We start from the raw sequence: 13,274 nt of genomic DNA on the forward strand, positions 1-13,274 counted from the left end.
CTACCGGTCGGTAGCGACTTTCTGAGCGAAGATCGACACCGCCCCGGAGACGGGAACGGGGACGGGAACGGAAACGGGGACGGAAACGGAAACGGGGACGGGAGCGGGGGCGGAACGCCGAACGCCCCCCGGTCCTCGGACCGGGGGGCGTTCGGGTGCCGCGCGTATCAGGCGAGACCGGGGCCGCGCACCGGGATGTGCGTGAACGTCGGCTCCGGGGCCGGGTTCTGGAAGAAGTCGTTGCCCTTGTCGTCCACGACGATGAACGCCGGGAAGTCCTCGACCTCGATCTTCCAGACCGCCTCCATGCCGAGCTCCTCGTACTCGACGACCTCGACCTTCTTGATGCAGTCCTGGGCGAGACGGGCTGCCGGGCCGCCGATCGAGCCGAGGTAGAAGCCGCCGTGCGAGCCGCAGGCGTCCGTGACCTGCTTGCTGCGGTTGCCCTTGGCCAGCATGACCTTCGAGCCGCCCGCCGCCTGGAACTGCTCCACGTACGAGTCCATCCGGCCGGCCGTCGTCGGGCCGAACGAACCGGAGGCGTAGCCCTCGGGAGTCTTCGCCGGACCCGCGTAGTAGACCGGGTGGTCCTTCAGGTACTGCGGCATCTCCTCGCCCGCGTCCAGGCGCTCCTTGATCTTGGCGTGCGCGATGTCGCGCGCCACGACCAGCGGGCCGGTCAGCGACAGGCGGGTCTTGACCGGGTACTTGGTGAGCTCGGCGAGGATCTCGTCCATGGGCTGGTTGAGGTCGATCCTGACCACGTCGCCCTCGGTCTCGAGGTGCTCGTCCGTGGTCTCCGGCAGGAAGCGCGCCGGGTCGGTCTCCAGCTGCTCCAGGAAGACGCCCTCGGCGGTGATCTTCGCGACGGCCTGGCGGTCGGCCGAGCAGGACACGGCGATCGCGACGGGCAGCGAGGCGCCGTGGCGGGGCAGGCGGACCACGCGCACGTCGTGGCAGAAGTACTTGCCGCCGAACTGCGCGCCGATGCCGATCTTCTGCGTCAGCTCGAAGACCTTCTCCTCCAGCTCCTTGTCGCGGAAGCCGTGGCCGGTCGCGGCGTCGCCCTCGGTGGGCAGCTCGTCCAGGTAGTGCGCGGAGGCGTACTTCGCGGTCTTCAGCGCGAACTCGGCGCTGGTGCCGCCGACGACGATCGCCAGGTGGTACGGCGGGCAGGCCGCCGTGCCGAGCGAGCGGATCTTCTCCTCCAGGAACTTCATCATGGAGGCCTCGTTCAGGACCGCCTTCGTCTCCTGGTAGAGGAAGGACTTGTTGGCGGAGCCGCCGCCCTTGGCCATGAAGAGGAACTTGTACGCGCCGCCGTCGGTCGCGTACAGCTCGATCTGCGCGGGCAGGTTCGAGCCGGTGTTCTTCTCCTCCCACATGGTCACCGGGGCCATCTGCGAGTAGCGCAGGTTGAGCTTGGTGTAGGCGTCGTAGATGCCCTTGCTCAGGGCCTCCTCGTCGCGGCCCTGGGTGAGCACGTTCTGGCCGCGCTTGCCCATGACGATCGCGGTGCCGGTGTCCTGGCACATGGGCAGCACGCCGGCGGCGGCGATGTTCGCGTTCTTCAGGAGGTCGAGCGCGACGAACTTGTCGTTGCTCGACGCCTCCGGGTCGTCGATGATCTTCCGCAGCTGGGCCAGGTGGGCCGGGCGCAGGTAGTGCTGGATGTCGTGGATCGCCTCGGCGGCCAGCTTGCGCAGCGCCTCCGGCTCGACCTTGAGGAACGTACGGCCGTCGGCCTCGAAGGTGGAGACACCTTCGGAGGTCACCAGGCGGTAGGGCGTGGTGTCCTCTCCCAGGGGGAGCAGATCGGAGTACGCAAACTCTGGCATGACGGCGGCCATTCCTCACTCGGCAGACAGCGGCGCCGCCTCCGTTGGCGGCGCGCACTCCAGCGTAAGACGCGGCCGCGACACCGATCCTGTGAGGTAAGGCTCACTAGCCGCCGCGACCGCGCCGGAACGGCACATGGCGCGTTCCCGCCGGGGCCGTCCGTGTCGTCCGCAGGACACGACCGCTTCCCCTAGTCGCGATCTATCGCGTTTCGCTAGGCTGAGGCTCGTGGACCTCGAAAAGCAGCCCCAGCAGCCGCCCGCCTCCGCACCCCGGCAGCCCGACGTCGCCGATCCCCAGGGCTCGCTGCGCGCCTCGGACGCCGACCGGGACCGGATCGCGGACATCCTCAGGGACGCGCTCGCGGAAGGGCGGATCGACCCCGAGGAGCACTCGGAGCGCATCGACGCCGTCTACCGCGCCAAGACCGTGGGCGAGCTGGAGCCGATCGTGCGGGACCTGCCCGCCCACCGCTCCGGTCCGGCCTCGGCGGCCGCGCCGCAGTACGGCCCGGAGGAGGTCGAGGGCCCCGCGGAGAACATGGTCGCGGTCTTCTCCGCCTCGACCCGGAAGGGCCGCTGGCGGGTGAGCAGGCGCACCAACGCCTTCTCGCTCTTCGGCAGCATCGAGATCGACCTGACCGAGGCGATCTTCGCCCAGCGTCTCACCGTCATCAACGCGACCTCGATCTTCGGCAGCGTCGAGGTCCGCGTCCCGGAGAACGTGACGCTGCGGGGCAACGGCACCGGGATCTTCGGCAACTTCGAAGTCGTCACCCTGGAGGGCGTCGACCCGCAGGCCCCGGTCGTGGTGGTCAACGGGTACGCGGTGTTCGGCAACGTGGAGGCCCGGCCGAAGCGGGGCAAGTGGGTCACCGACCTGCAGAATCAGATTCAGGACAAGTTGCGCAAGCATCTCGGCCACTGACGGCCGCGTTCCACTTCTCCCGGTGACCGGAATTCGCCGCCCGCTGTCCGTCCTGCGGAACGGCGCGGCACGCAGTGCATAGGCGCGCGCACAGCGGGTAGGGCTGGTGCATCGTCGCTCGCTCGTCCACGGAAGCCGTCGTCAGGAGTAGACCGTGCTGCACTCGCCGCATCAGCCCCTCCGGGTCGCCGCCGCCGTGCCGCCCCAGCGCACCACCCCCGCTCGGGAGGACGAGGCCGGCCCCTGGCACACGGAGGCGGTGTGCCGGCGGGATGAGGCCGGACTCTTCTTCGCCCCCTCCAAGGAGCCCACCGCCGCCCGGCTCTCCCGCGAGGAGGCCGCGAAGCGGGTCTGTGCCCGCTGCCCCGTGATGGTCGAGTGCCGCGAGCACGCCCTGCTCCAGCCCGAGCCGTACGGGGTGTGGGGCGGGCTCACCGCAGCCGAGCGCCGTGTGGTGCTGGCCCGGCGCCGCCGCCGTGAGGTCGAGCTGCGCAAGGCCGCCGCGGCCGAGCGCGCCGAGCGGATCGCCTGACGCACGCCTCCTGACGGGACGCCTCCGGACTCCCGTCACCCCGGGCTCGCGTCACTGCTGGCTTCCGACACCCCTGGCTCGCGTCACTCCCGCTCGCGTCACATCGGCTCGCGTCCGGCCCGTCCGTCGGCCGAGTGCCCGTACGGGAAGGGGCGCCCCCACCGCACATGGGGGGCGCCCCTTTTCGTACCGTCGTCGGCGGTCCCGGCGGGTGCTATTTCGCCCGGTCGAAGTCGATCTTGCTGTAGGCGCGCAGCTTCGACAGGCGGTGCGTGGAGTCGATCTGGCGGATCGTGCCGGACTTCGAGCGCATGACCAGGGACTGGGTGGTCGCCGTCTCGGAGCGGTAGCGCACGCCGCGCAGCAGCTCGCCGTCGGTGATGCCGGTGGCCACGAAGAAGACGTTGTCGCCGGCGACCAGGTCGGTGGTGGTGAGCACCCGGTCCAGGTCGTGGCCCGCGTCGAGGGCCTTCTGGCGCTCCGCCTCGTCCTTCGGCCACAGCTTGCCCTGGATCACACCGCCCAGGCACTTTATGGCGCAGGCCGAGATGATGCCCTCGGGCGTGCCGCCGATGCCCATCAGCAGGTCGACGCCGGTGCCCTCGCGGGCGGCCATGATGGAGCCGGCCACGTCGCCGTCGGAGATGAACTTGATGCGGGCGCCGGTCTCGCGGATCTCCTTGACGATGCCCTCGTGGCGGGGGCGGTCGAGGATGACCACGGTGACGTCCTCGGCCTGCATGCCCTTGGCCTTGGCGACCCGGCGGATGTTGACCGAGACCGGCGCGTTGATGTCGACGAAGTCGGCGGCCTCCGGGCCGGTGACCAGCTTGTCCATGTAGAAGACCGCGGACGGGTCGAACATGGCGCCACGGTCGGCGGCGGCGAGCACGGCGATCGCGTTCGGCATGCCCTTGGCGTTGAGCGTGGTGCCGTCGATCGGGTCGACCGCGATGTCGACCTCGGCGCCCGTGCCGTCGCCCACGCGCTCCCCGTTGAAGAGCATCGGGGCCTCGTCCTTCTCGCCCTCGCCGATGACGACCACGCCGTTCATCGAGACGGTGGAGATCAGGGTCCGCATCGCGTTCACCGCGGCGCCGTCCGCGCCGATCTTGTCGCCGCGGCCGACCCAGCGGCCGGCGGCCATGGCGGCGGCCTCGGTCACCCGGACGAGTTCCATTGCGAGGTTGCGGTCGGGGGCCTCGGGAGAGACCTCGAGCTCGGGCGGCAAGTGGTGCTCGGTCATCGGAGCGCACCTTTCTGTACGGCGACGGCCGGAAAAAAAGAGGGTGCTGCGACTCTATCGTCAGGTCGACAAATTGAGCAGAGGGGCCCACGTATGAGCACGAACCCTTGATGCGACCATAAGGGACGTGGCAGGTATGCGAGGCAGGCAGACGGTACGCGGGATGTTCCAGTCGCTCGCGGTGATCATGGTCGCCGCGGGCGTGATGTATCTCTTCATCCCGCACGACGAGAAGGCGGACCCGGTCCAGGTGAAGGACTACCGGGTCGAGCTGCTGACGGCACAGCGGGCGGCGCCGTACCCGGTGCTGGCTCCCGAGGGTCTGGGTGACGACTGGAGGGCGACGGTCGTCTCGTACCGGCGCGAGGACCACGACGCCTGGAAGCTGGGATTCCTCGACCCGGACACCCAGTACGTCTCCGTCCAGCAGTCCACCGAGGATCCGAAGAAGTACGTGCCCAAGGTCACCCTGGAGGCCAAGGACACCGGCCGGACCCAGACCGTGGGCGGCCAGGTCTGGCAGCGCTGGGAGGGCCCGAAGTACGACGCCCTGGTGCGCTCCGAGGGCGGCGCGACGACCGTCGTGACGGGCACGGCCTCGTTCGACCGGCTCGCGCAGATGGCGGGCGCGCTGCAGTCGAAGAAGGTCTGACGGGCCGAAGAAGGTCCGACGGGTCGGAGAAGGTCCGACGGCAAAGGGAAGGGCCCCTGGTGCGGTGCACCGGGGGCCCTTCCCTGTGGGCTCGCGTCATCAGACGGTGGTGATGACCTCGTCGTAGGACAGGCGCGGGGAGCGCGGGAACCAGGCGTCCTCGCCCGGCTTGCCGATGTTCACGACCATCAGCGGGGTGTGGTCGTCGTCCAGGAACTCCTTCTGGACGCCGGCGAAGTCCAGGCCGGTCATCGGGCCGGCGGCCAGGCCGGCGGCGCGCACGCCGACGATGAAGTAGGCGGCCTGGAGGGCGGCGTTCAGCAGGGCGGACTGCTCGCGGACCGGGCGCTCGGCGAAGAACATGTCCTTGGCCTGCGGGAAGTGCGGGAGCAGGGCCGGCAGCTCCTCGTGGAACTCGTTGTCCGCGGAGAGGATCGCGACCAGCGGGGCGGCCTTGGTCTTGGCCTGGTTGCCCTCGGCCATGTGCTTGACCAGGCGCTCGCGGGCCTCGGGGGAGCGGACCAGCGTGATGCGCAGCGGGGTCTGGTTGAAGGCGGTGGGGCCGTACTTGACCAGGTCGTAGATCGCCTGGACCTGCTCGTCCGTCACCGGCTCGTCGGTGAACGTGTTGGCGGTACGGGCCTCGCGGAAGAGGAGGTCCTGGGCGGCGGGGTCAAGGGCGAGAGACATGCTGCGTACCTTCCGGACTGCAAGGGGCTCGCTCGCGGGGTTCGAGCGATGTCACGACAGTACGCCCGGAGTAGGTGAAGTTTCAACTACCTCAAGCGGATAGTGATCCGCTTCACAGTCCAGTGTACGTGCCCCGCCCCAGGACCGGCGACGTCACTCCTCGTCGGCGTCCTCCGCCGCCTCGTCGGCGGCCCGCTCGGCCGCCAGAGAGGCGTCGAGACGTGCCCGGGCCCCCTCGAGCCAGCGCCGGCACACCTTGGCCAGCTCCTCGCCGCGCTCCCAGAGCGCCAGCGACTCCTCCAGGGTCGTCCCGCCCGCTTCGAGGCGCCGGACGACCTCGATCAGCTCGTCGCGCGCCTGCTCGTAGCCGAGGGCGGTCTCCGCGTTGCCCGTGCCCGTTGCCATGAATCCAGTCCTCCGTGTTAGCTCTTCGTCGTCGATCAGGCCGGTCGATCAGGCCGGGTCGATCAGGCCGGGTCGGGCAGCCGCCGCACCCGGAACTCGCCCGCGGCCACCCGGGCCCGCAGCTCCTCGTCCGCCGCGACCTCCACCGGGTCCCGCACCACCGAGCCGTCCGCCCGCTGGAGCACCGCGTAACCGCGCTCCATCGTCGCGGCGGGGGACAGCGCCCTGACCCGGGCCCGGGTGTGCGAGAGCTCCGAGTCCGCCCGGTCGAGCAGATGCCCCAGGGTCCGCCGGCTGCGCGCGAGCAGCGCCGCCAGCTCGTCCTCGCGCACCTCCACCATCCGCTGCGGATGCTCCATGACCGGCCGGGCCAGCGCGTGCGCCAGACCCCGCTCCTCACGCTCGAGCAGGCCCCGGACGCACCGCAGCGCCCGGTCCCGGAGCCCCCGCACCCGCTCCAGCTCCTCGCCCACGTCCGGGACCACCTTCTTGGCGGCGTCCGTCGGCGTGGACGCCCGCAGGTCCGCGACCAGGTCCAGCAGCGGCGTGTCCGGCTCGTGCCCGATCGCCGACACCACCGGCGTACGGCAGTCGGCGACCGCCCGTACCAGCTGCTCGTCCGAGAACGGCAGCAGGTCCTCGACGCTGCCGCCGCCGCGGGCCACGACGATCACGTCCACGTCCTCGTGCGCGTCCAGCTCCTTCACGGCCTGGATCACCTGCGGCACGGCCCGCACGCCCTGCACCGCCACGTTCCGCACCTCGAAGCGGACGGCCGGCCAGCGCCGCCGCGCGTTCTCCAGGACGTCCCGCTCGGCCGCCGACGCCCGCCCGCAGACCAGGCCGATCAGCTGCGGCAGGAACGGCAGCGGCTTCTTGCGGTCCAGCGCGAAGAGCCCCTCCGCGGCCAGCGACTTCTTCAGCATCTCCAGGCGCGCCAGCAGCTCGCCGATGCCGACCGGCCTGATCTCCGCCGCCCGCAGCGACAGCTGCCCGCGCGGCGCGTACCACTCCGGCTTCGCGTGCACGACCACCCGCGCGCCCTCCGAGACGACGTCGGCGACGGCGTCGAAGACCTGGCGGTAGCACGTGACGTTGATCGAGATGTCGTACGAGGGATCCCGCAGCGTCAGGAACACCACCCCGGCGCCGGGGCGCCGCGACAGCTGCGTGATCTGCCCCTCGACCCACACCGCGCCCAGCCGGTCGATCCAGCCCCCGATCAGCCGGGACACCTCGCCGACGGGCAGCGGCGCTTCCGCTGACGTGTTCAGACCCATGCGCCGAGCGTAACGGGCGGGTCGGACACGAGAAGGACACCGCGACGGGCCCGTACCCTCGCAGGCGCGCCGAGCGGGCTGGCCGGGTCACTTCGACGGCTACGGCGCCGTGAGCGCGAGGCAGGGGCACCGCGCGCGCGGGCCGGGCCGGTGCAGAGGGTTCACGGTCCGCGCCGCCCGAATCACGGCACCGGTCGTCGCATCCCCTGCAGTGCCAGTACCACCAGCCCGATCCCCAGCCAGATCACGCCCACCACCTGTGCCGACGGCGAGGCCTCCACGATCACCGCGACCAGGATCGCCGCGCCCAGCACCGGCGCCACCACGTGCGGCAGCCAGCGCGGCGGCCCGGCCATGCGGCGTACCGCGAACCAGCCCACCACGCTCGCGTGCAGCAGCACGAACGCGGTCAGGGCGCCGATGTCCACCACCGAGACCAGATGGTCGAGACCGTCGTCCTGGCGGGCCGCCCACACCGCCGCGACCATCGTCACCGCCGCCGACACCAGCAGCGCCACCCGGGGCACGCCCGAGTCGGTGCGCGCCAGCGCGTGCGGCAGCCGGCGGTCGCGGCCCATCGCGAAGAGCAGCCGCCCGCCCGCCGCCTGCCCGGCGAGCGCGGCGAAGGCCGCGCCGATCGCCTTCGAGGCCGCCACCAGGTCGTGCAGCCAGTCGCCGACGGCCGTGTCCACCGCGTCGTAGAACGCCGAGCCCTGCGAGGCCGGGTCCGCCGCCAGCTCCGTCGACGAGACGGGCGCGAGCAGCGCCACCAGCCAGGTCTGCGCCACGAACAGCAGGCCCGCGAGCGCCAGACAGAACAGCACCGCCCGCGCCACCTTCGCCGAGCCCCCGGTCACCTCCTCCGCGAACGAGGCGATCGCGTCGAAGCCCAGGTACGACAGGACGGCCACCGACACCGCCCCGACCACGGCCGCCGCCGAGAACCCGGCGTCACCGGTCAGCGGTGACCACCAGTCCCGCGACGGCCCGTCCCCGACGAGCACGACGACCGCCGACACCACGAAGACCAGCAGCACCACGATCTCCATCGCGAGCACCGCGAAGCCGACCCGGGCGGCCGCCCGTACGCCCCACAGGTTCAGCAGCGTCGTCACGACGACCGCGATCCCGGTCCACACCCAGCGGTGCACCTCGGGCACCAGGGCCTCCATCGCGATGCCCGCGAAGAGGTACGCCACCGCCGGGATGAGCAGGTAGTCGAGCATCGCCATCCACCCGGCGACGAAGCCCGGCCCCTCGCCGAGCGCGGTACGGGCGTACGTGAACACCGAGCCGGCCCGCGGCGCGACCCGCACCATCTGCGCGTAGCTGAAGGCGGTGAACCCCATGGCCACGGTGGCCACCACGTACACGAGTGCGACCGCCCCGTGCGACTTGGCGTCGAGCGTGCCGAAGATGCCGACCGGCGCCATCGGGGCGATGAAGAGCAGCCCGTAGACCACCAGGTCCCGGAAACCCAGACTCCGCCGCAGGCTCTCGTGATCCGGTTCCGCCGGTTCCTCCGGTTCTTCCGGATTCCTCGGTTCCGTCGCCCGCCTCTCCTCAGCCATGGCGTCAGTCTCGGCCACGCCACCGCCGGAACCGCTGACCAAAACGCCGACCGGCGCGGCCTTACGATGGGGACCATGACTGCGACGCCCGCCACCAACCGCCCGAAGCGTGTCCTGCTCGCCGCTCCCCGCGGCTACTGCGCGGGCGTGGACCGTGCCGTGATCGCCGTGGAGAAGGCCCTCGAACAGTACGGCGCCCCGATCTACGTCCGGCACGAGATCGTCCACAACAAGTACGTCGTGCAGACCCTGGAGCGGAAGGGCGCGATCTTCGTCGACCAGGCGACCGAGGTGCCGCCGGGCAACATCGTGATGTTCTCCGCCCACGGCGTCGCCCCGACCGTCCACGAGGAGGCCCGCGTCGGCCGCCTCAAGACCATCGACGCCACCTGCCCGCTGGTCACCAAGGTCCACAAGGAGGCCGTGCGGTTCGCCAACGAGGACTTCGACATCCTCCTCATCGGCCACGAGGGCCACGAGGAGGTCATCGGCACCTCCGGTGAGGCGCCCGACCACATCCAGCTGGTCGACGGCCCCGACGACGTCGCCAAGGTCGAGGTCCGCGACCCGTCCAAGGTGGTCTGGCTCTCCCAGACCACGCTCTCCGTCGACGAGACCATGGAGACCGTGGACGCGCTGAAGGAGAAGTTCCCGCAGCTGATCTCCCCACCGTCCGACGACATCTGCTACGCGACGCAGAACCGCCAGACCGCCATCAAGGAGCTCGCCACGCAGGCCGAGCTCGTCATCGTGGTCGGCTCCAAGAACTCCTCGAACTCCCAGCGCATGGTCGACGTCGCCAAGCAGGCCGGCGCCCCCGCCGCGTACCTCGTCGACTTCGCCAGCGAGATCGACGAGGCCTGGCTGGAGGGCGTCAGCAGCGTCGGCCTCTCCTCCGGCGCCTCCGTCCCGGACGTGCTCGTCCAGGAGGTCCTGGAGTGGCTGTCCGAGCGCGGCTACGCCGACGTCGAGCTGGTCAAGACGGCCGACGAGTCGCTGACCTTCTCGCTGCCGAAGGAGCTCCGCAACCGCGACCTGCGGGCCGAGGCGGCGGCGCTGCTCGAAAAGGAGTAGGGCGGGGCCCGGCCGGTTACGTTGATGTCCATGAACGTCTTCGGAGTGGACATCGGCGGATCGGGCATCAAGGGAGCCCCCGTGGACCTCGAGCGCGGCGACCTCACGGAGCCGCGCCACAAGGTGCTCACCCCACAGCCCGCGACACCCGACGGTGTCGCGGGCTGTGTCGTGGAGGTCGTCCGGAACTTCGGCTGGACCGGCCCGGTCGGCGTCACCTTCCCCGGCGTGGTGACCGGCTCCACGATCCGCACCGCGGCCAACGTCGACAAGGGCTGGATCGGCGTCGACGCGGGCCGGATGCTCGGCGAACGCCTCGGCGGTCTCCCGGTGACCGTCCTCAACGACGCCGACGCGGCCGGCATCGCCGAGATGACCTTCGGGGCCGGGAGGGGCAGGAAGGGCACCGTCATCCTGCTGACCCTCGGCACCGGCATCGGCTCCGCCGTCTTCGTCGACGGGAAGCTCCTGCCCAACACCGAGCTGGGCCACCTGGAGCTCAAGGGCCACGACGCGGAGAAGCGGGCGTCGTCGAAGGCACGCGAGGACGAGGGCCTGAGCTGGGAGCACTGGGCGACCCGGCGGCTGCAGAAGTACCTGGCGCACGTGGAGATGCTGTTCTCGCCGGAGCTGTTCATCATCGGCGGCGGCGTCAGCCGCAAGGCGGACAGGTTCCTGCCGCTGATCGAGGGCATCCGGGCCGAGATCGTTCCGGCGGAGCTGCAGAACAACGCGGGGATCGTGGGGGCGGCGATGGCAGCGAAGGAGCGGGTCGCCGGGGGCTGAGCGAGGGCCGGGCGGGCCGCGCGGTGCCACCCCTCCGTGGACAGGGGCGCGGTCGCGGCCCCTCCCGGGCGCCCAGCGGCAGATGGGTGGGGCGCCATGCCGGCCCCGGCCCCGGCCCAGCCCTCCCGTCCGTCGCCGGCTCCGCCCTAGCCCTGCTCGGGTGCCGGGCGGCGGACCGGACGTACGGGGGCTCCGGCGGTGGCGCGCTGGCGGCGGCCCATGTCGCGGACCTTGCGGACGCTGGCGATGAGGCCGGCGACGAGGGTGCCGCCGTACAGCCAGCCGGCGTGGACGGCGAGGGCGGTGACGAGTGCCATGGCCTGGCCGCCGACGCCTCCCGTACCGCCGGAGATGGGTACGACGCCGACGGCGAAGGCGATCGGTACGGAGATGGGCGCGGTGACCAGGTCGGCGGTCCGGACCCAGAGGGCGGTCAGGGCGCTGACGGGGAGGAACAGGAGCCCGAAGACGACGGGGGAGCCGTCGAACAGGAGCCAGTCGAGGAAGCCGATCACCAGCATGACGGCGGAGGCGAAGAGGCCGGCGCCGAGTCCGGTGAGCCGGGGGTTGGGCAGCCTGCGCAGGGCCGCGACCACGGGCGGCGCGGCGCGTTCGACGCGGGGCCTGCCCGGGCGGGGCCGGGCGGCGACGCGGTAGACCGCGGCGCCCTCGACCAGCGCGCCGGGCGGCGTCAGAGGGCCCTGCGGCCGGCCCCCGGCGGGGCGGCGGGGCTGCGGCTTGCGTGTCCTGTGCTGCTCCACACCACCAACGTAGGTCGGAAGGGGCCGGGATCCCCCGACGGGACACGCCCTTTGGGTGACCTTGGCGCGAAGAGGGCCGTTCCGGCCGGGTCAGGGCGTAGGCCGTACCACGGGCGCTGCCCCGTAAACTGGGGGATCGCCCCACCTCCACTCCTCCTAGGGAAGTCGCCACCGTGTCGCTCACGATCGGAATCGTCGGCCTGCCGAACGTCGGCAAGTCGACCCTGTTCAACGCCCTGACCAAGAACGACGTGCTGGCGGCCAACTACCCGTTCGCCACGATCGAGCCCAACGTCGGCGTCGTCGGCGTCCCCGACGCCCGTCTGCAGAAGCTCGCCGAGATCTTCGGCTCGCAGCGCGTGCTCCCGGCGACGGTGGACTTCGTCGACATCGCCGGCATCGTGCGCGGCGCGAGCGAGGGCGAGGGCCTGGGCAACAAGTTCCTCGCGAACATCCGCGAGTCGGACGCGATCTGCCAGGTCATCCGGGCCTTCAAGGACGAGAACGTCGTGCACGTCGACGGCAAGGTCTCGCCGAAGGACGACATCGAGACGATCAACACCGAGCTGATCCTCGCCGACCTCCAGACCATCGAGAAGGTCCTCCCGCGCCTGGCCAAGGAGGCCAGGATCAAGAAGGACGTGGCCCCGAAGGTCGCGGCGGTCGAGGCGGCGAAGGAGATCCTGGAGCGCGGCGACACCCTGTTCTCGCAGGGCATCGTCCAGGGCTCGGAGAAGGCGGAGCTCCTGCACGACCTCCACCTGCTCACCACCAAGCCGTTCCTCTACGTCTTCAACGTGGACGAGGACGAGCTGACCGACGACGCCTTCAAGGACGAGCAGCGCGCCCTGGTCGCCCCGGCCGAGGCCATCTTCCTCAACGCCAAGCTGGAGGCGGACCTCGCCGAGCTCGACGAGGAGGACGCCATGGAGCTCCTCCAGTCCGTCGGCGCCGAGGAGCCCGGCCTGGCCACCCTCGCCCGCGTCGGCTTCGACACCCTCGGCCTCCAGACCTACCTGACGGCCGGCCCCAAGGAGTCCCGCGCCTGGACCATCAAGAAGGGCGCGACGGCCCCCGAGGCCGCCGGTGTGATCCACACCGACTTCCAGAAGGGCTTCATCAAGGCCGAGGTCATCTCCTTCGCCGACCTCGTCGAAACGGGCTCGGTCGCCGACGCCCGCGCGGCGGGCAAGGCCCGCATGGAGGGCAAGGAGTACGTGATGCAGGACGGCGACGTGGTGGAGTTCCGCTTCAACGTCTGAACTCCACCAGGTTGGTGATGTGTGGAGTTCAGTTCAAGGTACAAGTGGCTGATGGGGCTGGGACGAATGTTTCCTGGCCCCGTCAGTCTTTCAACCCACCCTCAGAGGTGCCTGCCAGCAGCTCGGGATCTGACCAGCTTATGGAGGGGACCAGACTCATCACGTTGGGCGCCTGACCGACAACGTCGCTCACCGAGGACAAGGCGTTGTAGGTCCGCATGAACGGCGGGGGCATCCGCAGCGCTGTCG

13 protein-coding genes are annotated in these 13,274 nt (G+C 71.0%); 6 read left to right on the forward strand and 7 right to left on the reverse strand.

Annotated elements, in window-relative coordinates; genetic code table 11:
- Positions 1-167 precede the first annotated feature (167 nt).
- Complete coding sequence (locus tag ACFWJO_RS17240; RefSeq protein ID WP_386865886.1) at positions 168-1,838, reverse strand: fumarate hydratase; 1,671 nt, start codon at positions 1,836-1,838, stop codon at positions 168-170.
- A gap of 229 nt (positions 1,839-2,067) precedes the next feature.
- On the opposite strand from ACFWJO_RS17240, the gene ACFWJO_RS17245 reads away from it, so the two are divergent.
- Complete coding sequence (locus ACFWJO_RS17245) at positions 2,068-2,766, forward strand: DUF1707 domain-containing protein (RefSeq protein ID WP_384420014.1); 699 nt, start codon at positions 2,068-2,070, stop codon at positions 2,764-2,766.
- 154 nt (positions 2,767-2,920) lie between these two features.
- Entirely contained in the window at positions 2,921-3,298 is a 378-nt protein-coding gene (locus ACFWJO_RS17250; RefSeq protein WP_384420017.1) for a WhiB family transcriptional regulator, read from the forward strand.
- Between the two features lie 214 nt (positions 3,299-3,512).
- Here ACFWJO_RS17250 and glpX read toward each other — a convergent pair whose 3' ends face one another.
- A complete protein-coding gene (gene glpX / locus ACFWJO_RS17255) occupies positions 3,513-4,544 on the reverse strand; it encodes a class II fructose-bisphosphatase (protein WP_384420020.1) in 1,032 nt (343 codons plus the stop codon).
- Positions 4,545-4,680: 136 nt separating this feature from the next.
- Here glpX and ACFWJO_RS17260 point away from each other — a divergent pair, with 136 nt between their 5' ends.
- A complete protein-coding gene (locus ACFWJO_RS17260; RefSeq protein ID WP_386865973.1) occupies positions 4,681-5,196 on the forward strand; it encodes a DUF4245 domain-containing protein in 516 nt (171 codons plus the stop codon).
- A 99-nt stretch (positions 5,197-5,295) separates the two neighbouring features.
- Here the strand turns inward: ACFWJO_RS17260 and ACFWJO_RS17265 are convergent, their stop codons facing one another.
- The 4 genes from ACFWJO_RS17265 to ACFWJO_RS17280 form a co-directional block, all read right to left on the reverse strand.
- The gene (locus tag ACFWJO_RS17265) at positions 5,296-5,886 is read right to left on the reverse strand and encodes a malonic semialdehyde reductase (protein WP_386865889.1); all 591 of its coding nucleotides are present in this window, start codon (positions 5,884-5,886) and stop codon (positions 5,296-5,298) included.
- Positions 5,887-6,039: 153 nt separating this feature from the next.
- The gene (locus ACFWJO_RS17270) at positions 6,040-6,291 is read right to left on the reverse strand and encodes an exodeoxyribonuclease VII small subunit (RefSeq protein ID WP_386865891.1); all 252 of its coding nucleotides are present in this window, start codon (positions 6,289-6,291) and stop codon (positions 6,040-6,042) included.
- A 62-nt stretch (positions 6,292-6,353) separates the two neighbouring features.
- Positions 6,354-7,571 carry an exodeoxyribonuclease VII large subunit gene (gene xseA, locus ACFWJO_RS17275; protein ID WP_384420031.1) on the reverse strand — a complete coding sequence of 406 codons (1,218 nt, stop codon included), beginning with the start codon at positions 7,569-7,571 and terminating at the stop codon, positions 6,354-6,356.
- A gap of 182 nt (positions 7,572-7,753) precedes the next feature.
- Positions 7,754-9,142, reverse strand: a complete 1,389-nt coding sequence (locus ACFWJO_RS17280; protein ID WP_386865893.1) for an APC family permease — start codon at positions 9,140-9,142, stop codon at positions 7,754-7,756.
- Between the two features lie 66 nt (positions 9,143-9,208).
- On the opposite strand from ACFWJO_RS17280, the gene ACFWJO_RS17285 reads away from it, so the two are divergent.
- On the forward strand, positions 9,209-10,216 hold the full coding sequence (locus ACFWJO_RS17285) for a 4-hydroxy-3-methylbut-2-enyl diphosphate reductase (RefSeq protein ID WP_386865895.1): 1,008 nt from the start codon (positions 9,209-9,211) through the stop codon (positions 10,214-10,216).
- A 30-nt stretch (positions 10,217-10,246) separates the two neighbouring features.
- Complete coding sequence (gene ppgK, locus ACFWJO_RS17290; RefSeq protein WP_386865897.1) at positions 10,247-11,002, forward strand: polyphosphate--glucose phosphotransferase; 756 nt, start codon at positions 10,247-10,249, stop codon at positions 11,000-11,002.
- Between the two features lie 146 nt (positions 11,003-11,148).
- On the opposite strand, the gene ACFWJO_RS17295 is transcribed toward ppgK, so the two are convergent.
- Entirely contained in the window at positions 11,149-11,763 is a 615-nt protein-coding gene (locus tag ACFWJO_RS17295; protein ID WP_386865899.1) for a DUF6542 domain-containing protein, read from the reverse strand.
- Positions 11,764-11,936: 173 nt separating this feature from the next.
- Between ACFWJO_RS17295 and ychF the strand changes: the two genes are divergently transcribed.
- A complete protein-coding gene (gene ychF, locus ACFWJO_RS17300; RefSeq protein WP_386865901.1) occupies positions 11,937-13,025 on the forward strand; it encodes a redox-regulated ATPase YchF in 1,089 nt (362 codons plus the stop codon).
- Positions 13,026-13,274 lie beyond the last annotated feature (249 nt).

The organism is Streptomyces sp. NPDC127092, from assembly GCF_042722475.1.
Taxonomy (GTDB): Bacteria; Actinomycetota; Actinomycetes; order Streptomycetales; family Streptomycetaceae; genus Streptomyces.